18 protein-coding genes are annotated in these 22456 nt (G+C 74.3%); 11 read left to right on the top strand and 7 right to left on the bottom strand.

What is annotated here, in order from left to right; genetic code table 11:
• Positions 1 to 87 precede the first annotated feature (87 nt).
• The 4 genes from secD to OG774_RS08490 all read left to right on the top strand — a co-directional run bounded on the left by secD (position 88) and on the right by OG774_RS08490 (position 6552).
• Entirely contained in the window at positions 88 to 1869 is a 1782-nt protein-coding gene (gene secD / locus OG774_RS08505) for a protein translocase subunit SecD (RefSeq protein WP_328308501.1), read from the top strand.
• On the top strand, positions 1866 to 3326 hold the full coding sequence (gene secF, locus OG774_RS08500; protein WP_328308500.1) for a protein translocase subunit SecF: 1461 nt from the start codon (positions 1866 to 1868) through the stop codon (positions 3324 to 3326). The genes secD and secF overlap by 4 nt, the downstream gene beginning before the upstream one ends.
• Positions 3323 to 3895 (top strand): adenine phosphoribosyltransferase, encoded by a 573-nt coding sequence (locus OG774_RS08495; protein ID WP_328308498.1) that lies wholly within the window; start codon positions 3323 to 3325, stop codon positions 3893 to 3895. The genes secF and OG774_RS08495 overlap by 4 nt, the downstream gene beginning before the upstream one ends.
• Positions 3896 to 4053: 158 nt before the next feature.
• Positions 4054 to 6552, top strand: coding sequence for a RelA/SpoT family protein (locus OG774_RS08490; RefSeq protein ID WP_442873960.1), 2499 nt, complete (start codon positions 4054 to 4056; stop codon positions 6550 to 6552).
• A 2-nt stretch (positions 6553 to 6554) separates the two neighbouring features.
• Here the strand turns inward: OG774_RS08490 and OG774_RS08485 are convergent, their stop codons facing one another.
• The 5 genes from OG774_RS08485 to OG774_RS08465 all read right to left on the bottom strand — a co-directional run bounded on the left by OG774_RS08485 (position 6555) and on the right by OG774_RS08465 (position 11049).
• Positions 6555 to 7346 carry an ABC transporter permease gene (locus OG774_RS08485; protein ID WP_328308495.1) on the bottom strand — a complete coding sequence of 264 codons (792 nt, stop codon included), beginning with the start codon at positions 7344 to 7346 and terminating at the stop codon, positions 6555 to 6557.
• On the bottom strand, positions 7343 to 8269 hold the full coding sequence (locus tag OG774_RS08480) for an ABC transporter ATP-binding protein (protein WP_328308494.1): 927 nt from the start codon (positions 8267 to 8269) through the stop codon (positions 7343 to 7345). Before OG774_RS08480 ends, OG774_RS08485 begins: the two co-directional genes overlap by 4 nt.
• 38 nt (positions 8270 to 8307) lie before the next feature.
• Positions 8308 to 9144 carry a DUF4097 family beta strand repeat-containing protein gene (locus OG774_RS08475; RefSeq protein WP_328308493.1) on the bottom strand — a complete coding sequence of 279 codons (837 nt, stop codon included), beginning with the start codon at positions 9142 to 9144 and terminating at the stop codon, positions 8308 to 8310.
• 65 nt (positions 9145 to 9209) lie between these two features.
• Positions 9210 to 9701, bottom strand: a complete 492-nt coding sequence (locus tag OG774_RS08470; RefSeq protein WP_328308491.1) for a hypothetical protein — start codon at positions 9699 to 9701, stop codon at positions 9210 to 9212.
• A gap of 70 nt (positions 9702 to 9771) precedes the next feature.
• Entirely contained in the window at positions 9772 to 11049 is a 1278-nt protein-coding gene (locus OG774_RS08465) for an AI-2E family transporter (protein WP_328308488.1), read from the bottom strand.
• An 87-nt stretch (positions 11050 to 11136) separates the two neighbouring features.
• Between OG774_RS08465 and pyk the strand changes: the two genes are divergently transcribed.
• Positions 11137 to 12555, top strand: coding sequence for a pyruvate kinase (gene pyk / locus OG774_RS08460; RefSeq protein ID WP_328308486.1), 1419 nt, complete (start codon positions 11137 to 11139; stop codon positions 12553 to 12555).
• Between the two features lie 25 nt (positions 12556 to 12580).
• Entirely contained in the window at positions 12581 to 13774 is a 1194-nt protein-coding gene (locus OG774_RS08455; protein WP_328308484.1) for a MalY/PatB family protein, read from the top strand.
• On the opposite strand, the gene OG774_RS08450 is transcribed toward OG774_RS08455, so the two are convergent.
• Positions 13771 to 14070, bottom strand: a complete 300-nt coding sequence (locus OG774_RS08450; RefSeq protein WP_328308483.1) for a hypothetical protein — start codon at positions 14068 to 14070, stop codon at positions 13771 to 13773. The two genes, OG774_RS08455 and OG774_RS08450, sit on opposite strands and share 4 nt — an antisense overlap.
• A 55-nt stretch (positions 14071 to 14125) precedes the next feature.
• The gene (locus tag OG774_RS08445; protein WP_328308481.1) at positions 14126 to 17068 is read right to left on the bottom strand and encodes an FAD-binding and (Fe-S)-binding domain-containing protein; all 2943 of its coding nucleotides are present in this window, start codon (positions 17066 to 17068) and stop codon (positions 14126 to 14128) included.
• A 107-nt stretch (positions 17069 to 17175) separates the two neighbouring features.
• Here OG774_RS08445 and OG774_RS08440 point away from each other — a divergent pair, with 107 nt between their 5' ends.
• The 5 genes from OG774_RS08440 to OG774_RS08420 all read left to right on the top strand — a co-directional run bounded on the left by OG774_RS08440 (position 17176) and on the right by OG774_RS08420 (position 22455).
• Positions 17176 to 17604, top strand: a complete 429-nt coding sequence (locus OG774_RS08440) for a CoA-binding protein (RefSeq protein ID WP_328308479.1) — start codon at positions 17176 to 17178, stop codon at positions 17602 to 17604.
• The gene (locus OG774_RS08435) at positions 17601 to 18119 is read left to right on the top strand and encodes an STM3941 family protein (RefSeq protein WP_328308477.1); all 519 of its coding nucleotides are present in this window, start codon (positions 17601 to 17603) and stop codon (positions 18117 to 18119) included. The genes OG774_RS08440 and OG774_RS08435 overlap by 4 nt, the downstream gene beginning before the upstream one ends.
• Before the next feature lie 76 nt (positions 18120 to 18195).
• Positions 18196 to 18810, top strand: coding sequence for a protein-L-isoaspartate(D-aspartate) O-methyltransferase (locus tag OG774_RS08430; protein WP_328308475.1), 615 nt, complete (start codon positions 18196 to 18198; stop codon positions 18808 to 18810).
• A gap of 61 nt (positions 18811 to 18871) precedes the next feature.
• Positions 18872 to 20818: an acetate--CoA ligase gene (gene acs, locus OG774_RS08425; RefSeq protein ID WP_328308473.1), complete on the top strand. Its 1947-nt coding sequence runs from the start codon at positions 18872 to 18874 to the stop codon at positions 20816 to 20818.
• Positions 20819 to 20955: 137 nt separating this feature from the next.
• Positions 20956 to 22455, top strand: a complete 1500-nt coding sequence (locus tag OG774_RS08420) for a serine/threonine-protein kinase (RefSeq protein ID WP_328308471.1) — start codon at positions 20956 to 20958, stop codon at positions 22453 to 22455.
• Position 22456: the final 1 nt, after the last annotated feature.

Genomic DNA, 22456 nt, shown 5'->3' with positions numbered 1-22456 from the left:
CCGCCGCCGGGCGCGTCGGCTCCGGCGCCTACCCTCGCGGCGAGCCCCTCCCCGGCTGACCGACCCGAGCAACTGGAGCAACGCAGCGTGGCCCCTCCGACCGTCCGATTCTCGCCCGGGCGCTACCTGGCCGCCTTCGTCGTGGTGGTGGCCGCGCTCTACGGACTGGTCTTCTTCACCGGGGACGGCTCGCCGAAGCCCAAGCTCGGCATCGACCTCCAGGGCGGCACACGGGTCACGCTGACCGCGCGCACCGAGACCGGTGCCGCGCCGACGCCCGACCAGCTCAACCTGGCGCGTCAGATCATCGACCAGCGCGTCAACGGGCTCGGCGTCAGCGGCGCCGAGGTGGTGCAGGACGGCAACAACCTCGTCATCACGGTGCCCGGCCAGGAGGGCGACCAGGCGCGCTCGCTCGGCCAGACGGCGCGGCTGTACTTCCGCCCCGTCCTCGGCGGACCGATCCCGGCGGGCCCCCAACCGGGACAGCCGGGAGCCACAGCGCCAGGAGCGCCGGGCGCACCCGGCGGGCCGGCCGGCGCCGGCACGCCCGGCCAGGCCCCCGCCGGACAGAGCGTGCCGCTCGACGCCGTCGGGCAACAGCAGCCGCCGGTCCCGACGCCCCCTCCGGGCGGCGACCCGAACGCGACGTCGCAGGACCCGCGCCTGGCCCAGGCGATCGCCGAGGCGAAGGCGACGCGCCAGAGCGACGACCCGGCGGTGCAGGAGCAGGCGGCGCTCGCGCTGGACTGCGCGGTCGAGGACCCCCTGCGCGGCTACGACGACCCGGCGCGGCCCCTGGTCTCGTGCAACCGGGAGGGCACGGAGAAGTACCTGCTCGGGCCCGCGATCCTCTCGGGCACCGACGTCGCGAGCGCGCAGCCGAACCCCAACCCCCAGGGCGTCGGCTGGATCATCAACCTCGCGTTCAAGGGTGGCCAGGCCGCGGACACGTGGGCCGACTACACCAGCGCGAACGTCAACAACTCGAACGCCGTCGTCCTCGACTCGCAGGTCGTCTCCGCGCTGCGGATCGTCCAGCCCCTGCTCGACGGCAACGCGCAGATCTCCGGCAACTTCAACCAGGCGTCGGCCACCGACTTCGCCAACGTCCTGCGCTACGGCTCGCTGCCGCTGTCGTTCGACACGTCCGAGGCGCAGACCGTGTCGGCGACGCTCGGGCTGGCGTCGCTGCAGGCCGGGCTGATCGCGGGCCTCGTGGGCCTGGCGCTGGTGTTCCTCTACTCGCTCTTCTACTACCGCGCGCTCGGCGTGCTGACGATCCTGTCGCTCATCCTGTCCGGGCTCGTCGTCTACGCCGTCCTCGTGCTGCTCGGGCGGGGGATCGGCTTCACCCTCGACCTCGCCGGTGTCGCCGGCTTCATCGTCGCCATCGGCATCACGGCGGACTCGTTCGTGATCTTCTTCGAACGGATCAAGGACGAGGTCCGCGACGGGCGCAGCTTCCGGTCCGCGGTACCCCGCGGATGGGTCCGGGCCCGACGCACGATCCTCTCCGGCGACGCCGTGAGCTTCCTGGCGGCGGTGGTGCTCTACGTCCTCGCCGTCGGCCAGGTGAAGGGCTTCGCGTTCACGCTGGGCATGTCCACGGTCCTCGACCTGGTCGTGGTCTTCCTCGTGACGCACCCGCTGCTCGCGCTCGCGTCGAACTCGCGCCTGTTCGCCAGCCCCGCGTGGTCCGGCCTGGGCGAGGCGGTGCGCCATGCGCCGCGGCCCGGCTCCGGTCCACCACGCGCGGGCGGGCGGCGCCCGGCCGGGAGCGGGACGGGGACCCGCGGCGGCTCCAGCCGCCCGGCAACCCGCAGTGGGACGGGCCGTGACCGCGCCGGACGTGGAGGTGCCCGATGACCCGGTCCACCAGCGGCCCGAACAACCGCCGCACCGACGCCGTCACCAGCGGCGACACGAACCGACCCGCCGGCCGCGGCAACGGCCGCACGGGCGGGCGCCGCCGCGCCGAGGACGCCCCGCCCGCGGACGAGGTCCGGGACGACCTGAGGGACGACCAGGCCGACGACGGGACGGACGACGACGACCCGACCGGAGAGGCCGCCGCCGACGCCCCCGAGGAGCGGGAGGGCGGCTCCCGCCCGCGGCGCCGCAGCCGGCTCGACTCGCTCTACCGCGGCAACGGCGGCATCGACATCGTCGGGCGCTCGAAGACCTGGTACGCGGTCTTCGGCGTCGCGCTGATCATCTGCATCCTGTCGATGGTGATCCGGGGCTTCAACTTCGGCATCGACTTCGAGGGCGGCACGAGCGTCCAGATGCCGGCCGTCGGCGCGGGCGGCCCGATCGCCACCGAGCAGGTCGAGCAGGTCTTCGCCGAGGCCGTCGACATCCCGGCCACCTCGGTGCAGAGCGCGGGCCAGGGCGCGACGTCGACGATCATCATCCGCTCCGAGCGCCTCGGGGTCGGTCAGGTCGTGGTGCTCCGCCAGGCGCTGTTCGACCAGTTCCAGCCGCTGGGCATCACCGGCGCGCCCGACCCGGACGCGATCTCCGACAGCGCGGTCAGCGCGAGCTGGGGCGGCGAGATCACCCGTCAGGCGCTCATCGCGCTCGCGGTGTTCCTCGTGCTCGTGACGATCTACCTGTCGTTCTACTTCGAGCGGCGGATGGCGCTCGCGGCGTTGATCGCCCTCGCGAACGACATCATCATCACCGCGGGCGTCTACTCGCTGGTCGGCTTCGAGGTCTCGCCGGCCACGGTCATCGGCCTGCTGACGATCCTCGGCTTCTCGCTCTACGACACGGTCGTCGTGTTCGACAAGGTCCGGGAGAACACCCGCGGCCTGCTCGGCCTCACGAGACGCACCTACGCCGAGGCCGCGAACCTCGCGGTCAACCAGACCCTCATGCGCTCGCTCAACACCTCGCTGATCGCCGCGCTCCCGCTGATCGGGCTGTTCGTCATCGGCGTCGTGCTGCTCGGGGTCGGCGTGCTCGGCGACCTCGCGCTCGTCCAGCTCGTCGGCACGATCGTCGGTGCCGCCTCGTCGGTGCTGCTCGCGACGCCGATCGTGGTCGACCTCGCGATGCGCAACAAGCAGTGGGCCGCGCAGGCCGAGAAGGTCGCCGCCCGCCGGGCCAAGAACGCCCGGCGCACCGAGGGCGCGGACGGCGCCGAGGCGACCGCGAACGGCCCGGCGACCGATGTCCTGAACACCCGTGAGGTCGCCGCGGCCGGTGCCGTGGCCCGGAGCTCGGGCGCCCGCGACGGCGACGGAGGGGCCGTGGCCCCGCGTCCGGGTGCCCGGCCCACGGGACGTAGCGGGCGCCCGTCGGGCAAGCGCCGCAAGTGAGCACCGCGAGCGACGCACCCGACGACGACCTCGCCGATCTCGACGTGACAGATCTCGACCTGGTGGCGAGCCTGTTGCGCGAGGTCCCGGACTTCCCGACGCCCGGGATCCGGTTCTGGGACCTCACAGGGCTGCTCGCCGACGGGCCGGGGCTCGCCGCGACCACCCGGCTGCTGGCGGCCCCGGCGGCGCGGACCGGCGTCGACGTCGTCGTCGGCATCGAGGCGCGCGGCTTCCTGCTCGGCGCGGCCGTGGCCCACTCGCTGGGCGTGGGCGTCGTCGCCGTGCGCAAGGAGGGCAAGCTGCCCGCGGTCGCCGCGCGGCGGACCTACGACCTCGAGTACGGCTCTGCCACCCTCGAGCTGCCCGCCGACGTGCTGCACCCCGGCACGCGGGTGCTGCTCGTCGACGATGTCCTCGCCACCGGCGGCACCGCGGGCGCGGCGTGCCAGCTGGTCGAGGGCGCCGGGGCGGTCGTCGCGGCGTTCTCGGTGGTGCTCGAGCTGCCGGCCCTCGAGGGGCGTGCGCGCCTCGGCGGCCACGACGTCCACGCGCTGCTCGCGCGCTGACCGGCGCTCGACCGACCACTGACCGACCGCCCATCGCGCGACTTCGGCCGTCACCGGCCGAGTGGGCCACCGCCGTCCACGCGTACCGATCGTGGACGACCGATCGTCCGATCGGGCCGCCACCGACCGGACACCCCGCCGATGCCGGGATATCCTGGATGGATTCCGGACACGGGTGGGCGCAGGCCCCGCCCGTCGGCCGGAGGGGAAGGGGACGACGCGTGAGCCAGCACGTCGACGCCACGGGCACACCGCTGGCCACCGAACCCGCCCCGTCGGACGGCACCGACGACGACCGGGGCACGCGCGAGGACGCGGTCCTCGAGTCCGCAGGCCTCTCGCCCGTCCCCCCGGTCAGCGCCACCCGCCCGCCCTCGGCGACGCGCCGGGTGCGCGCCCGCATCGCCCGCCGGATCACCGCCCAGCGCTCGGGCGTGGTCAAGCCGGTGCTCGAGCCGCTGGCCGCGGTGCACCGCGAGCTCCACCCGTCGGCCGACATGGCCACGCTGCAGCGGGCCTACGACACGGCCGAGCGCTCGCACGACGGCCAGATGCGCAAGAGCGGCGACCCGTACATCACCCATCCGCTGGCGGTCGCGACGATCCTCGGCGAGCTCGGGATGGACACGACGACGCTGGTCGCGGCCCTGCTGCACGACACCGTCGAGGACACCGACTACTCGCTCGAGAAGCTCGCCTCCGACTTCGGCGCCGAGGTCGCGCACCTCGTCGACGGCGTCACCAAGCTCGACAAGGTCCAGCTCGGGGCCGCGGCCGAGGCGGAGACGATCCGCAAGATGGTCGTGGCGATGGCGCGCGACCCGCGCGTGCTCGTCATCAAGCTGGCCGACCGCCTGCACAACATGCGCACGATGCGCTTCCTCAAGCCGGAGAAGCAGGCCAAGAAGGCCCGCGAGACCCTCGAGGTGCTCGCGCCGCTGGCCCACCGGCTGGGGATGTCGACGGTCAAGTGGGAGCTCGAGGACCTCGCGTTCGCGATCCTGCACCCCAAGCGCTACGACGAGATCGTCCGCCTCGTCGCCGACCGCGCGCCCAGCCGCGACACCTACCTGCGCTCGGTGATCGACGAGGTCTCCGGCCAGCTCACCGAGGCCCGGGTGAAGGCCGAGGTGCTCGGGCGGCCGAAGCACTACTACTCGATCTACCAGAAGATGATCGTCAAGGGTAAGGACTTCGACGACATCCACGACCTCGTCGGCGTGCGCGTGCTCGTCGAGGACGTGCGCGACTGCTACGCCGCGATGGGCATGGTCCACGCCCTGTGGCAGCCGATGCCCGGCCGGTTCAAGGACTACATCGCCCAGCCGCGCTTCGGCGTCTACCAGTCGCTGCACACCACGGTGATCGGGCCGGACGGGCAGCCGCTCGAGGTGCAGATCCGCACCCACGACATGCACCGCACCGCCGAGTACGGCATCGCGGCGCACTGGCGCTACAAGGAGGCCCCCAGGGGGGCCCACAAGGGCTCGTCGAACGGCGCGAACGGCGACGGCACCCTCGAGCTCGACGAGATGGCGTGGATGCGCCAGCTGCTGGACTGGCAGCGGGAGGCGGCGGACCCGGGGGAGTTCCTCGAGTCGCTGCGCTACGACCTCGCCACCCGCGAGATCTTCGTCTTCACGCCGAAGGGCGACGTGATCACGCTGCCCAGCGGGTCGACGCCGGTCGACCTCGCCTACGCGGTGCACACCGAGGTCGGCAACCGGTGCATCGGCAGCCGGGTCAACGGCCGGCTGGTCGCCCTCGAGCGCGAGCTCGAGAACGGCGAGGTCGTCGAGATCTTCACCTCGAAGGCCGAGGGCGCCGGTCCGTCGCGCGACTGGCTGGGCTTCGTCGCCTCGCCGCGGGCCAAGCAGAAGATCAAGCAGTGGTTCGCCAAGGAGCGCCGCGAGGAGGCGATCGAGGGCGGCAAGGAGGCCATCACCCGCGAGGCGCGGCGCACCGGCCTGCCGCTGCAGCGCCTCGTCTCGGGCGACTCCATGGGCGCCCTGGCCCACGAGCTGCGCTACGCCGACGTGTCCGCGCTCTACGCCGCGGTCGGCGAGCACCACGTCTCGGCGCGCCACGTCGTCCAGCGGCTCGTGGCGCTGCTCGGCGGCGTCGAGCAGAACGAGGAGGAGCTGGCCGACCGCGCCACGCCCTCCACGGTCCAGCGCCGGCGCGGCACCGGCGACGTCGGCGTCGTCATCGACGACATGGACGACTCCGCGGGCGACGTCTGGATCAAGCTGGCGCGCTGCTGCACGCCGGTGCCCGGCGACGGCATCCTGGGGTTCGTCACCCGCGGCGGCGGCGTCAGCGTGCACCGCACCGACTGCACCAACGCCGACGAGCTGCGCAGCGAGCCCGAGCGTCTGGTCAACGTGCACTGGGCGTCGTCGTCCAGCGCGCTGTTCCTCGTCGCGATCCAGGCCGAGGCCCTCGACCGGCACCGGCTGCTCTCCGACATCACCAAGGTCCTGGCCGACGAGAAGGTCAACATCCTCTCCGCGTCGGTCACCACCTCGCGCGACCGCGTGGCCGTCAGCCGCTTCTCGTTCGAGATGGGCGACCCCAAGCACCTCGGCCACGTGCTCAAGGCGGTCCGCAACGTCGAGGGCGTCTACGACGTCTACCGGGTGACCTCCGCGAGCTGACATCAGCGGGTCTCGTAGAGCCTGCGGGCGACGAGGTAGCCGATCAGCGCGACGAGGGCGGCCCAACCCAGGGCGAGTCCGAGGGTCGAGGCCGGCACCGGCGTGCCCGTGAGCAGCCCCCGCACGGTCTCGATCATGGGCGTGAACGGCTGGTGCGCCGCGAACCACTGCAGGCCGGCGGGCATCGACGTCGTCGGCACGAAGCCGCTGGACAGGAACGGCAGGAAGACCAGCGGCATCGGCAGGTTGCTCGCCGTCTCGACGCTGCGACTCACCATCCCGAGCGCCACGGACAACCAGGCGAGCGCGAAGCCGATCACGGCGAGCACTCCGAACGCGGCGAGCACGCCCGGGACCCCGCCGTCGGGCCGGAAGCCGAGCAGGAGCGCCACGCCGAGCACGACGACCTGGGCGATCAGCGTCTGGACGACGGCGCCGGCGACGTGCCCGGTGAGCACGGCGACCCGGGCGATCGACATGGTCCGGAAGCGCGCGACGACGCCCTCGGTCATGTCCATGGCGACGGTGATCGCGGTGCCCTGCGCGGTGGAGGCTGCCGTCATGATGAGGATGCCGGGGACGACGTAGGCGAGGTAGTCGGCCCGCCCGCCGCCCAGCCCGGCACCGAGCGTGCCGCCGAGGACGTAGACGAAGAGCAGCAGGAAGATCAGGGGCAGGACGATCAGCATGATCGTCAGCGACGGGTAGCGGCGCAGCCGCAGGAGGCTGCGGCGCACCATCGTCAGCGAGTCGACGAGGGTGTGGGTGGGGCGGGGGACCGCCAGGGTGCTCACGCGGGGGTCTCCTCTCGGGCCCGCCCGGTCAGGGCGAGGAATACGTCGTCGAGGTCGGGCGTGTGGACGGAGACGCCGACGAGGTCCCCGTCGTCGTAGCGGTCGAGCAGGGCCCGCAGGGCGCGCGGGGAGCCGTCGCTCGGGACGTCGAGCGCGAGCTCGGCCGGGTCGGGCGTGCCGTCGATCTCCGCCTCGGCCCGGGACAGGGCGTCCGCGTCCGCGAAGCGCAGGCGCACGTGTCCGCCGGGAGTGCGCTGCTTGAGCTGGGTCGGTGAGCCCTCGGCGACGAGGCGGCCGCCGTCGAGGACGCCGACGCGGTCGGCGAGCTGGTCGGCCTCCTCGAGGTACTGCGTGGTGAGCAGGATCGTCACGCCGCGGGCGACCAGCTCGCGCACGGCGTCCCAGAGATCACGCCTGCTGCGCGGGTCGAGCCCGGTGGTGGGCTCGTCGAGGAACACGATCCGCGGGTCGCCCAGCAACGTCATCGCCAGGTCCAGGCGGCGGCGCATCCCCCCGGAGTACGTCGAGGCGGCTCTGTCGGCGGCCTCGACCAGCTCGAAGCGCTCCAGTAGCTCGGGGACGCGCCGGCGGGTCGCGGTCCGGCCGAGGTGGCGGAGATCGGCGATGAGGCGCAGGTTCTCCGCGCCGGTGAGCAGGCCGTCGACCGCCGAGAACTGGCCGGTCACCCCGATCGCGGCGCGCACGCCCTCGGGGTCGGTCGCGAGGTCGTGGCCGCCGACCCGCACGTGGCCCGCGTCGGGCGTGACCAGCGTGGAGAGGATGCGGACGACGGTGGTCTTGCCGGCGCCGTTCGGGCCGAGCAGGGCGTGGATGGTGCCCTCGTCGACGCGCAGGTCGAGGCCGGCGACGACGGTGTGGGCGCCGTAGGAGTGGTGGAGATCCTCGACGAGGATCGCGGACATGGGGGACCTCCTCGGGTCGGGTGGTTCAGGAGCGTGCTTCAGGACCGTCGGACCACCACGTCGCCGTCGCGGGATCGGGCGAGGATCGAGACCGACTCGCCGAAGCCGTCGGGGCCCTCGCGCGGGGTCAGGGTGTTGCGGACGCGGCCGGCGGTGTCGGCATCGAGCCACACGGCGCTGCCCGGGTCGACGCCGACCTCGAGCCGGCCGTGCGTGCTGGTGAGCGACACCTCGCCGCGCACGACCCGGCCGAGGCGCACGGTGCCGTGGGCGGTGCGGGCCGCGACGCTGCCGAGGGCGTGGTCGACGTCCAGGTCGCCGTGCGAGCCGGACAGGTGCGTCTCGCCGACGACCTCCCCGAGGCGCACGGCGCCGTGGCGGCTGCGGACCGTGGCGCTGCCGCCGACGCGGTCGACGCGCACGTCGCCGTGGTCGGCGGTGATGGTGGCGTCGCCGGCCACGTCCCCGGCGTGCACCTGCCCGTAGGACGTCGCCAGCTCGACCGCGGCGGCGTCGCCGACCCGGACGTCGCCGTAGCTGACCTGCACGCGGCAGTGGTCGAGGTGCCCCTCCACGACGACCGCGCCGTAGACGGTGCGGGCGGAGAGCGACGAGCCGGCGGGCAGGGCGATCTCGACCTCGAGGGACCGGCCCGGGGTCGGCACCAGCAGCGTGCGCAGGCCGAGCTTCGGGCCCGTGACCCGGAGCTCGCCGGCGGCGAGGTCGATGGTGACGCCGTCGGCGTAGGCGCGGTCGCCGGGCGAGCAGTGGATCTCGACGACCGTGTCGGCGCGCTCGGACGCGACGACGCGCAGACCGCCGACGGGCAGGTCGACGGTGACGGCGATCGGGTCGGGGGTGGCGTAGGTGGGCATGGGTCATCGCCTCCTCGGGACCGGTGCGATCCCGTGGGTTCCGGTGGGGTGGGGGTGGGGCGCGGTCAGCCGAACCAGCCGGCACGGGCGCCGGCGTGGGGCCGGTGCTCGTCCCGGGACGGGCGGGGCTCCAGGGCGGCCGAGGCCGCACGGACGAGCCAGGTGTTGACGCTGAGGCCCTCGCGCTGCGCGGCCTCCTCGATCCGTGTCTTGAGGCTCTCGGGCGGCCGGAAGTTCACCCGCGCCGAGGGCCCGGCGTCGGGGTCCACGACGACGGGGGCGGTCGGCTCGTCCGCCGCGGACGAGCCCGGGGCCGGCGCAGGGGTGACGACGAAGTCGGGGTCCCGCCCGCGCAGGCGGACGTGCACCGAGCCGGGGGCGAGCTCCAGGGTGATCTCGTCGGCGGCTCCGGCCAGGGCCTCGAGCAGGGTCAGCCGCACCGCCGACTCGAGGGGGACGACGAGCCGCTCGGCGACCACCCGGGCGTCGTCCCCGGCCGCGTCGGCCGCGGACGCGAACTCGGTGCGGAGGCGGTCGACGTACTCGTCCAGCTGCATGGCGCCACTGTGGCACCTTATGGCGCCACAAGCAAGGACTCATGGCGCCAACGTGGCGCCACGTGGGGCGTCAGGCCGACGACGACCGTGCGCGGAAGGCGTCGACGGCGCGGCCGACGAGGTTGCGCGGGGGTTGCTCGTCGCTGTGCCAGTCGGGGCGGGCGGAGCGGGGGTCGAGGGCGTCGACCGATTCCGGGTCGAGCCCCGGGCCGTCGGACGGGCGTGTGAGCGAGCGGACCCCGGCGTCGATCACCGTGACGAGCGGGACCGCGAGCAGGGCCCCGGCGATGCCGGCCAGCACGAGGCCGCAGGCGATCGGCAGCACGACGGCGAGCGGGTGGAGCTTGATCGACCGTCCGAGCAGCAGGGGCTGGAGGATGTAGCCCTCCAGGTTCTGCACCAGCACGAGCAGCAGGACGACGAGCAGGGCGTCGGTGATGCCGCCGCTGACCAGGCCGACGAGCACCGCGACGACGCCGGAGACGACGGCGCCGAGGGTCGGGACGAAGGCGCCGAAGAAGATGAGCGCGGCCAACGGCACGGGCAGCGGGATCCCGATCAGCCACAGCCCGACGCCCGCGGTGATCGCGTCGGCGGCGGCGACGAGGATCGTCGCGCGGGTGTAGCCGACGAGCGAGGCGAAGGCGCGCCGGCCGGCGATGTCGGCGCGGTCGCGGGCCTGGCGCGGGATCGCGCCGAGGACGAAGCGCCAGACCGTGCCGCCGTTGTAGACGAAGAAGATCAGCGTGAAGAGGGCAAGCAGGAGCTCGGTGAGGACCTCGCCCACGGTGCTCACCGCGCCGAGGGCGCTCTGCGCGAGCGTCGCCTGGCTGGACTGGAGGTAGGCGAAGAGCTGGTTGCCGACCTCGGTGAACTGCTCGTTGTTCAGCCCGAGCGGGCCGGTGCGCAGCCACTGCTGGATGCCCGCCACGCTGGCGAGCAGCTGCGACGACAGCTCCGGGAGACCGGAGACGAAGGCCAGCCCGACGCCGTAGAACACGCCGCCGACGACGGCGACGCCGCTGATGATGACGATCGCGGTGGCCACCGCGTGCGGCAGCCACCGGATGCGCGACAGGGCGTGGGCGGACGGGGCGAGCAGGGAGGCCGCGATCAGCGCGAGGACGACGGGCACCACGACGGCCCCGAGCAGGCCCAGGACGTAGATGACGACCAGGATCGCCGCACCCAGGAGCAGCAGACGCCACGCCAGCGCGGTGGCGATCTCGAGGGCCGGCGGGACCTCCCACCGCTTGCGTCCCTGGAGCAGGACGCCGCCCCCGGCCGTGGTCGCTGCGGTGTCGTCCACGCCGTCGGGGGGATCCGCTCCGATCGTGGGCAGGGTCACCGGCCCACCGTAGTCGCGGGGGGCGCGGGACGTTCTCTGGCGCCCGGCCACTGCTGGATCGGTGCAGAGCGGGATACGATGAGGGCCGTGAGCCGACGAGCGAAGATCGTGTGCACGTTGGGGCCGTCGACGTCGACGCCCGAGGCCATCCGTGACCTCGTGCGCGCCGGTATGGACGTGGCCCGCCTCAACTTCAGCCACGGCGAGCACGCCGAGCACGAACGGATCTACCGCCTCGTGCGCGAGGCGGCCGACACCGAGGGACGCGCGGTCGGCATCCTCGCCGACCTGCAGGGCCCGAAGATCCGCCTCGGGCGGTTCACCGACGGTCCGCAGATGTGGGCCACCGGCGAGACCGTCACGATCACCACCGAGGACGTCGCGGGCACCCACGACCGCGTCGGCACCACGTACAAGGGCCTCGCCGACGACGCCCGTCCCGGCGAGTCCCTGCTCATCGACGACGGCAACGTCGCCCTCGAGGTCACCGACGTCGAGGGCCGCGACGTGGTCTGCCGCGTCGTCGAGGGCGGCCGGGTCTCCGACAACAAGGGCATCTCGCTGCCCCACACCGCGGTGTCGGTGCCGGCGATGAGCGACAAGGACGAGGCCGACCTGCGCTTCGCGCTCGGCCTGCGCGTCGACATGATCGCGCTGTCCTTCGTGCGCTCGCCCGCCGACGCCGAGCTCGTCCACAAGATCATGGACGAGTACGGCTCGCGCCTCCCGGTGATCGCGAAGATCGAGAAGCCCGAGGCCGTCGACGCGCTCGAGGCCATCGTCCTCGCCTTCGACTCGATCATGGTCGCCCGCGGCGACCTGGGCGTCGAGCTGGCCCTCGAGGACGTCCCGCTGGTGCAGAAGCGCGCGGTGCAGATCGCGCGCGAGAACGCCAAGCCGGTGATCGTCGCGACACAGATGCTCGAGTCGATGATCCACAACTTCCGGCCGACCCGGGCCGAGGCCTCCGACGTGGCCAACGCCGTGCTCGACGGCGCGGACGCCGTGATGCTCTCCGGCGAGACCAGCGTCGGCGACTACCCCATCGAGACGGTCCAGACGATGTCCCGGATCGTCGCCGCGGTCGAGGTCGGCCCGGCCTCGGTGCCGCCGATCCAGCACGTCCCGCGCACCCAGCGCGGCGTCGTCACCACCGCCGCGCGCGACATCGGCGAGCGCCTCAACGCCCGCGCCCTGGTGGCGTTCACGCGCACCGGCGACACCGTGCGCCGCCTCGCCCGCCTGCACACCCGGCTGCCGGTGCTGGCGTTCTCGCCGATCCCCGAGGTCCGCAGCCAGCTCGCGCTGAGCTGGGGCGTCGAGACCTTCCTGGTGCCCTGGGCGGACACCACCGACGCGATGATCCGCCAGGTCGACGCGTCGCTGCTGGAGATCGGTCGCTTCGCCGCGGGCGAGCTCGTCGTGATCGTCTCCGGCTCGCCGCCCGGCACCGTCGGCAAGACCAACCTGCTGCGCGTCCACAAGATCGGGGAGGACGCGCGCTGAGCCGTCGATGGCATCATCGACGGGCGTGACCGCCCATCCGACCGCCCAGCTGTCCCACCGGTTCGACGCCCTCACCGCCGCGCACATGCGGGCGGGCGGCTCGTGGAAGTGGTCGACGCCCGGCTCGTGGCGACGGGGCGAGCGCGAGGGCCTGATCGGGGCGTTCGTCGCCGAGATGGACTACCCGGTCGCCGACGTCGTGGCCGACGCGGTCCGCACCTCGGCCGACGGGTCGCGCTTCGGCTACCTGCCCGACGACTGGGTGGCCGACATGGCCGCGGCGACGTCGGCGTTCTGGGGCGAGCGGCTCGGCTGGGCGCCCGACCCGGCCCGCGTGCGCCCCGTGCCCGACGTGCTCACCGCGTTCACCGCGACCGTCCGGCACTTCACCCGGCCCGGCAGCGCGATCGTGCTGCCGACCCCGGCCTACATGCCGTTCCTCACCGTGCCGGCGATGCTCGGCCGGGAGCTGGTCCAGGTGCCGATGGCGAGGGACGGCGCGCGGTTCGTGCTCGACCTCGACGCGATCGACCGCGCGTTCGCCGACGGCGCGGGTCTGCTGGTGCTGACCAACCCGCACAACCCCACGGGTCACGTGTTCGACGTCGACGAGCTCGCCGCGGTGACCGAGGTGGTCGAGCGCCACGGTGGGCGGGTGTTCAGCGACGAGATCCACGCACCGCTGACGTTCGACGCCCACCGCCACCGGCCCTACGCCGCGACGTCGGAGGCCGCCGCGGGGCACACCGTCACCGCGACCTCGGCGTCCAAGGCCTGGAACACCCCGGGGCTCAAGTGCGGGCAGGTGATCCTGTCGAACGACGCCGACGCCGCGCACTGGGAGGCCACCGGCTACCTGGCCGAGCACGGCACCGCGACGCCCGGGGTGCTGGCGACCACCGCGGCCTACCGCGACGCCCGGGGCTGGCTCGACGACGTGCTCGCCTACCTGGCCGGCAACCGCGCCCTGCTCGCGTCCGCCGACCTGCCGGGGCTCGAGGTGACCGTCCCGGAGGGCACGTACCTCGCGTGGCTCGACGGCCGCGGTCTGGGCCTCGACGAGCCCCCGTCGGCGTTCTTCACCCGCGAGGCGGGCGTGGTCATGACCGACGGCGCGGCGTGCGGGGAGGCCGGGCGCGGGGGCATGCGCCTCAACCTCGCCATGTCCCGCCCCGTCCTCACCGAGGCCCTCGACCGCCTGCGCACGGCTCTGTCCTAGCCGCGGCGCTCCGGCGGCGCGATCAGGTAGTTGTGGATCTCGGACATCGCGACCTCGGGGCGGTCGATCCCGAGGTTCTCGAGGACCGGCGCGAGCCGTCCGCCGACGAACCGTTCGAACGACTCGACCGACTCCCACACGTCGACGCCACGGAACCCGTCGTCGGTCGGGATCGTGTAGTGGAACAGGCAGCCGGGCTCGGAGTCGCCGCCGCGCCGGAAGTCGAGGCGCCGGAGCAGGTCGTCGTACTCGGCCAGCGTGACCCCGTGGAAGGTGGTCTCCACCGCGATCGCCATCGTCGGTCCCCCGTCTCCTGTGAGCGAATTCCGGGCCTACGACCCCAAGGATCGCTCACGAAGGCCAGGGGAGGAACTCGTCGTCGGGGAGGCCGGAGGCGAGCAGGGACGCCAGGTGATCGCCTCGGCGCTCAGTGAGCTGGTCGATCTGGGTGCGGCAGGAGAAGCCGTCGGCGATCACCGCGGTGCCGGCGTCGGCGTCCCGCACCCGGGGCAGGAGCACCGCCTCCCCGCAGGCCACCGACACCTCGTAGTGCCCCTGCTCGAACCCGAAGTTGCCGGCGAGCCCGCAGCACCCGGAGTCGAGCACCTCCACCTCGGCGCCGGCGCGGTGCAGCAGGTCGACCTCCGCGCCGTAGCCGCCGGTGGCGTGCTGGTGACAGTGCTGCTGGACCATCACCTCGCGCCCGGCGAGACCGGGCGGCGCCCAGTCCGGCGCGCGCTCGGCGAGCAGACTGCCGAGGGTCGTCGTCGCCGCGGCGATCGCGTCGGCGCGGGGCCCGGGCAGCAGGTTCGGGGCGTCGTCGGTGAACACCGCGGTGCAGCTCGGCTCGAGCCCCACGATCGGCATCCCGTCGCCCACCGCGGGTGCGAGGGCGTCCAGCGTCCGCCCGAGCACCCGGGCGGCGACGTCGAGCTGGCCCGTCGTCACCCACGTCAGGCCGCAGCACAGCTCCTGCTCGGGGACCCGCACCGTGAAGCCCGCCGCCTCGAGCACACGGACGGCGTCGGCGCCGGCGCGGGGGTGGAGGAACTCGGTGAAGGTGTCCGGCCAGAGCAGCACCTCGCCGCGCTCCCCGGAGCCGCGCGATCCGCGCGCGCGGAACCAGTGCGTGAACCGCGGGGTGGCGAACGCGGGGATCGAGCGGCGCTCGTCGATGCCGCCGGCCCTCTTGAGCAGGCCCGCCGCGCGTGACGACGTGATCCGGTTGACCAGCGGCGCGAGCGGCGACGCGATGCGGGCGAGCGCCGGCAGCCAGCCCATCGACAGGTGCGAGCGGGGGCGGCGCCACTGCCGGCCCTCGTAGTGGTGGTGCAGGAACTCGGCCTTGTAGGTCGCCATGTCGACGTTGACCGGGCAGTCCGAGAGGCAGCCCTTGCACGCCAGGCACAGGTCCAGGGCGTCGCGGACCTCGGTGGAGCGCCAGCCGTCGGTGATCGGCGAGTCCTCGTGCCCGCGCAGCATCTCCCACAGCAGCCGAGCGCGGCCGCGCGTCGAGTGGTGCTCCTCGCCGGTGACCCGGTACGAGGGGCACATGACGTCCCCCTCGGTGCGCCGGCAGCGTCCGACGCCGATGCAGCGCTCGACGGCGCGGGTGAAGCTGCCGTCGTCGGACGGGTAGGCGAACGCGGAGGCAGGGTCGGCGGGGTCGTAGTCGGGCCCGACGTGCAGGTGCTCGTCGAGCCGGTAGGGGTGGACGACCTTGCCGGGGTTCATCCGGTTCCGCGGGTCGAACAGCGCCTTGACCGACTCGAACGCCGCCACGAGCTCGGGGCCGTACATCCGCTCGAGGAGCTCGCCGCGCGACTGCCCGTCGCCGTGCTCGCCCGAGAGCGACCCGCCGTACTTCACGCACAGGTCCGCCGAGCGCTCCATGAACGAGCGGTAGGACGCGACGCCCGCCGTCGAGCCGAGCTCGAACGGGATGCGTGTGTGGATGCAGCCGTGCCCGAAGTGCCCGTAGATCGCGGTGCCCTCGGTGAAGCCGTACTCCTCGAGGAGCGCGACCCACTCGGCGAGGTAGTCCGCGAGCCGGTCGGTCGGCAGCGCCGCGTCCTCCCAGCCCTCGTAGTTGTCCTGCCCGGTGCGCGGGTCGCGGGCCGACACGGCGAGCGCCGACTCGCGGATGCCGAACAGCTCGGCCTGCTCGATGGGGTCGGTGACGGTGAGGACCGACGGGCCGTGGTGCTCGAGATCGGCGGCCAGGGCCCGCGCGCGCTCGGTGACCCGCTCGGGATCGTCGTCGCGGATCTGGGCCATGAGCCAGCTGTGGCCCTCGGGCATCGCCGCCATCGCGCGCTGGTGCACGCCCTTGGCGCGCTCGAACTCGACGATGACGCGGTCGATGCACTCCAGGAAGTGGGGGGTGTGCGGGAGGACCGCGTCGACGCAGCGCGCGGCCGCGACGACGTCGGGGAAACCGAGCACCACCAGCGCGGTGTGCGGAGCCTCGACGACGAGGTCGAGCTCGGCGTGCAGCACCGTCACCAGCGTCGACTCCGAGCCCACCAGGGCGCGGGCGAGGTCGAAGGCCGATCCCGGCACGAGGTCGTCGAGGTTGTAGCCCGAGACGCGGCGGGGGATGTCGGGGAAGCGCTCGGCCACCAGCGCGGCGTGGTCGGAGGCGATCGCCCGCAGGCCCCGGTAGATCTCCGCGCGCCGCCCGCCCTCGGCCTGGATCGCGGCGTACTCCTCCTCGGAGGTCGGACCCACCCACATCCGCAGGCCGTCGTAGGTGAGCACCTCCAGGCGGCGGACGTTGTCGGCGACCTTGCCGAAGGTCTGCGCGGTGGACCCGCAGGAGTTGTTGCCGATCATCCCGCCGAGCGTGCAGCTGACGTGCGTCGCGGGCTTCGGTCCGTAGATCAGGCGGCCGGGCAGGGCGGCGTTGAGGTCGTCGAGCTTGATACCGGGCTCGACGACACAGGTGCGCGCCTCCTCGTCGACCGACACGATCCGCGTGCAGTACTTCGACCAGTCGATCACCACGGCGGCGTTGCAGCACTGCCCGGCGAGGCTCGTGCCGCCGCCGCGGGAGAGCACCGGGACGTCGTGCTCGCGGCACACGGCCAGGGCCTCGACGCCGGCGTCGATCGAGCGCGGGACGACCACGCCGATCGGCACCTGGCGGTAGTTCGAGGAGTCGACCGCGTACGCGGCGCGCGAGCCGGCGTCGAACCGCACCTCGACGTCCACCCGCTCGGCCAGCGCCCGCTGGAGCTCCTCCTCGGGGGTCCGGGGACGCGTGCGGGGCGGGGACAGGTCGACCGTGGCCACCGGACGACTCTGGGCGCCGCCGCACGCCGCCGCAACCGTTCCCCGTGAGCGAAGTTCGCGCCCATCGCCGCGAACTCCGCTCACGGGGGTGCGGGATGATGGGCGACGTGACCACCGAAGCGCTGGACGACGCCGCCGTCGGCGCGCTCCTGGCCGGCGTGCGCCGGGTGGCGCTGCTCGGGGTCTCCGACCGATTCAACCGGCCCAGCTTCCGGCTCGGCGCCTACCTGATCGACCGCACCGCGTGGACCGTCGACCTCGTCAACCCCCACGTCGTCGAGACCCTCGGGCGGCTCTGCGCACCGACGCTCGCCGACGTCCCGGCGCCCGACCTCGTCGTGGTCTGCCGGGCGCCGGCGGCCTGGGACGCCGTGATCGACGAGGTCGCGGGCGTCGGGGGGCACGCCGTGTGGCTGCCGAGCGACGTCGCGGACGCGGGCACCACGGCGCGCGCGTCCGACCGCGCGCGGGCCGCGGGGCTGGTGGCCGTCGCCGACCGCGACCTGCGCGCCGAGCACAAGCGGTGGTGCGCGTGAGCGTCGGGAGATCCGCCGTCACCCGCGGGCCGGACCGGCTCGAGGTCCGCGCGCCCCGCACCGCTCCCGCGCTGGCGCTGGCGACGGGCGTCGTGGGGCTCGCGGCCGGGATCTGGCTGGCGACCCTCGGGGGCACGGCGAGCCTCGTGCTCGGCCTCGTGCTGATCGTCTTCTTCGGGGTCGGCACGGTGCGCGCGGCGGTGCGCCTGCTGCGGGGCCGCCCCCTGCTCGTCGTCACCCCCGAGGGCGTCGACGACGGTGGGTCGATCGTCGTCGCCGGGTTCCTGCCCTGGTCGGAGCTCGGGTCGATCGACGTCCTGCCCGCCCGGGGCGGCGGGATGCTCGTCATCGGGGTGCGCGACCCCGAGGCCGTCCTCGCCCGCACCACCCCGTCCCGCGCCCGCGTCGGCCGCACCCAGGCGGGGCGCCTCGGCAGCCCGGTCGTCCTGCCGCCCACGGTCCTCCCCGTCCCGGCCGAGGAGCTCGCCGCCGACATCGAGGCCTTCCGGCCGTGAGAGGCCGTGCTGCCGTGAGGGGCCGTCCGGGCGGGAGCCGTTGACCGGCGCGTCGCCGGTGCGGAAGCGTTCCGGCGTGGCCAGCTACCGCGCGCGTCGTCGCCGGGCGATGGTCGCCGAGGTGCGCCGGCAGGGGGTCACCGACTCGCGGGTCCTGCGGGCGATGCTCGAGGTGCCGCGCCACCGGTTCGTGCCCGCGCACCGCGCGGACGAGGCCTACGGTCCGGGGCCCCTGCCGATCGCTTGCGGCCAGACGATCTCCGCGCCCGCCATGGTGGGGGCGATGGCCGCCCTGCTGGAGCTCACCGGGCGCGAGCGCGTGCTGGAGGTGGGCACCGGCAGCGGGTACGCGGCGGCGGTGCTCTCCCGGTGCGCGCGCGAGGTGATCAGCATCGAGTACCACCCCTCGCTCGCCGCCGGGGCCCGCGCCGCGCTCGCGGCCACCGGCCACCACGTCGAGGTCCGCCACGGCGACGGGCGCGCCGGCGCCCCCGACAAGGCGCCCTTCGACGCGATCTCCGTGGCCGCGATGGCCGAGGGCGAGGTGCCGGCGGCGCTGCTCGGCCAGCTCACCGACCGCGGCGTCCTCGTCTGCCCCGTGGGCCACGGCCGTCGCGGCGACCTCGTCCGGATGCGCCGCGACGGCCGCGTCGAGCGGTTCATGCCGGTGTCGTTCGTACCGCTGCTGTAGCGGGCGCGTTCCTCCTCACGTCCGGGCGTCCCGGGCCCCCGGGGGTGGGCACACGACCACCATGAGCGACGTCGTCCCGCCCCCGCCCGAGCTCGCGGCCACCGCCAACGTGCCCGCCGCGGACGCCCCGACACTGCGCGAACGCGCGGCCGCCGACCCCGAGGGGTTCTGGCTCGAGCAGACCCGGCGCCTGGAGTGGTCGAGCGCGCCGACCGAGGCGTACGACGGGAGCGGTTTCCCGTTCGTGCGGTGGTTCGCCGACGGGACACTCAACGTCGCGCGCAACTGCGTGGACCGCCACGTCGACGCCGGCCACGGCGGGAAGGCGGCTCTGCTCTGGGAGGGCGAGCCCGGTGACTCCCGCCGGCTGACCTACGCCGACCTGCAGGCCGAGGTCGCGCGGTGTGCGCACGGACTCGAGTCGCTCGGGATCGGGCGCGGCGACGTCGTCGTGGTCTACCTGCCGGTGCTCGTCGAGACCGTGGTGGTGATGCTGGCCTGCGCCCGCATCGGGGCGATCCACTCGATGGTCTTCGGCGGGTTCTCGGCCGAGGCGCTGCGGTTCCGGGTGACCGACGGCGAGGCGAAGCTGCTGGTCACCACCGACGGCCAGTACCGCCGCGGGAAGGCGGTGCCGGTCAAGGAGAACGCGGACGCCGCCGTCGAGGCCGTCGACAGCGTCGAGCACGTGCTCGTCGTGCGGCGCACCGGGCAGGACGTGCCGTGGACCGAGGGCCGCGACGTGTGGTGGGACGAGCTCCTCGCCGAGCGGCCGACCGAGCACACGGCCGAGGCGTTCCCGGCGGAGACCCCGCTGTTCCTGATCTACACGTCGGGGACGACCGGGAAGCCCAAGGGCCTCGTGCACACCATGGGCGGCTATCTGACCCAGACGGCGTGGACCGCGTGGGCGTGCTTCGACCACCGCCCCGACGACGTCTACTGGTGCCAGGCCGACCTCGCCTGGGTCACGGCGCACACCTACGAGGTCTACGGGCCGCTGGCGAACGGCGTCACGCAGGTGCTCTACGAGGGCACCCCGGACACGCCCCACCGCGGACGTCACTTCGAGATCATCGCGAAGTACGGCGTCACGGTGTACTACACGGCGCCCACCCTCGTGCGGACGTTCATGCAGTGGGGCGAGGACGTGCCGGCCGCCCACGACCTGTCGTCGCTGCGGCTCCTGGGCTCGGTCGGTGAGGCGATCAACCCGGAGGCCTGGCGCTGGCTGCACGCCCAGGTCGGTGGTGGGCGTTGTCCGATCGTCGACACCTGGTGGCAGTCCGAGACCGGCGCGGCGATGGTCGCCCCGCTGCCAGGGGCCACGCCGCTCAAGCCCGGCTCTGCGACACGGGCGCTGCCGGGGATCTCGGTGCGGGTCGTGCACCCCGACGGCAGCGACTGCGCCGCCGACGAGGGCGGCCTGCTCGTGGTGGACCGCCCGTGGCCCGCGATGGCGCGGACGGTGTGGGGCGACGCCGACCGCTTCGTCTCGTCCTACTTCGCCGACTTCCGCGCGCAGGGCTGGTACACCGCCGGCGACGGCGCCCGGATCGACGCGGACGGGGACGTGTGGCTCGAGGGCCGGGTCGACGACGTCATGAACGTCTCGGGGCACCGGCTCTCGTCGATCGAGGTCGAGTCCGCGCTGGTCAGCCACCCGCGCGTCGCGGAGGCGGGCGTCGTCGGCGCGCCGGACGAGACCACCGGCCAGGCGATCGTTGCGTTCGTGGTGCTGCGGGGCGGGGACACCGCCGATCCCACCGACGAGCTGCGTGCCCACGTGGCCCGCGAGCTCGGCCCCATCGCCCGGCCGGCCCGGGTGGTCGTCGTCGACGGCCTCCCGAAGACCCGGAGCGGGAAGATCATGCGCCGGTTGCTGCTCGGCGTCACGCGTGGCGAGGAGCCCGGCGACACGACCTCGCTCGTCGACCCGGCCGCCTTCCACGCCCTGGCCGACGCCTACCGAGACCGCGTCACCGTCACGCAGAACACACAGGTGTGATGTCGTGACGGCGGGTACACGGGTCCCGGCCGGTTGAACGAGCCAGCCGATCGCGCTCTTCGCCCCGTGGAGGCATCGCGTGCTGGGTTCGTCCCCCCGTTCTCCCCGTCCCCGGCGACGATCGGTCCGTCCCCGAGGTGGTCGCCGACCGTTACGAGGTGGGCGCCCTCGTGGGCACCGGATCGATCGCGACCGTGCACCGCGGGTACGACCGCCTGCTGCAGAGACCGGTGGCGGTGAGGCTCTTCCCGTCGGGCACGAGCGCGCGGACCCGGGCCCCGCTGGACCGCGAGGTCGCCGCCGTGACGCAGCTGCACCATCCCGGGCTGGCCGTGCTCTACGACGCCGGCACCGAGGGCGACCGGGCCTACCTGGTCACGCAGTTCGTCGACGGGCCGTCCCTCGCCGCCCGGCTCCGCCGGGGGCCGCTCGCGCTGCGGGCGGTCGCGCCCCTCGGCGCGCACCTCAGCGCGGCGTTGGCGTACGTCCACGCCCGCGGCGTGGCGCACGGGGACGTGCGGCCCGGCAACGTCGTGCTCGGTCCCGAGGGCCGCCCGATGCTGACCGATCTCGGGCTCGCGGAGCTGGTCGATCTGTCCGGTCTCACGATCGGCCGCGGTGCCCTCGCGGAGGAGCGCGGTCCGGCGGCCGACGTCCGCGGGTTGGGCGTGACGCTGCGCGCCGCGCTCACGGGGCCGAGCGGCGACGAGGGGCCCGGCCCGGTGCCGGACGAGCTCGACGCGTTGCTGGTGCGGATGACCGCCGACGACCCCGCGGCGCGACCGCCGGCGGCCGAGGTGAACGACGCGCTGCGGCACGGGGGCAGCACCGCGAGCCGCCGGTCCGGGTGGGGGCCCGGGTGGGGGAGTCCCGTGGTGCCGGTCGGTCCCGGCGCGGCCGACGACGCGCTCCTCGACCCGGCCCTGCTCACGGGAGCGGCGTCCGCCCCGGAGCGGGCCCCGGCCGCGCTCCGGCGACGGGCCGCGCTAACGGTGGCCGCCGGCGCCCTGGTGGTGGGGGCGGTCGCGGGCGGGGCGGCCGGTGTCGGCGAGACCCTCCACCTCTGGGCGGGGCCCGGGCAGGCGGACGGGACCTCGTCGTTCGCGAGCGTCGACACGACCCCGGTGCGGTCCGGCTTCCCGGGGGTCGGCGCGCCGATGGTGGTGGTGCCGGGCACGCCGGTGACACCCCCCGACGCGCCCTCGCCGGCAGGGACCCCCGGACCGGTCCCGGATCCAAGGTCGGGCGCGGGCGGTCTGCGCGCGGCCGGGCGCGCGGGTGACGGGGCGGCGGGCGCGACCAGCGCCGGCGCCGCGCGACGCGGTGCGCCCGCGACCGCGGAGGCCCGCGAGCAGACCACCAGTGACAGCGGCGACGACCCCGGCGGACGGGCCGTGGACGACCGCGGCGGGCGGGCCGGCGACGAGGGCCGGAGCGCCGGTGGCGACCACGACGGCGGCGCCAGTCACGACGACGGCCGCGACGAGGGCCGCGACGACGGCCACGAGAGCGGCGGCGAGAGCGGCGGCGACTCCGGCGGCCACGACGGCGGCCACGACGAGAGCGGCGGCCCCGACGACGGAGCGAGCTCGGAGAGCGGCTCGGACCTCGGGGACGCCGCCTCGTCGGTGATCTGAG

It is taken from the genome of Actinomycetospora sp. NBC_00405, assembly GCF_036044095.1.
In the GTDB taxonomy this organism is placed as follows: Bacteria; Actinomycetota; Actinomycetes; order Mycobacteriales; family Pseudonocardiaceae; genus Actinomycetospora; species Actinomycetospora callitridis.
The sequence above is the reverse complement of the archived record's forward strand: the minus strand, read 5'-3'. Positions and strand labels throughout refer to the sequence as shown.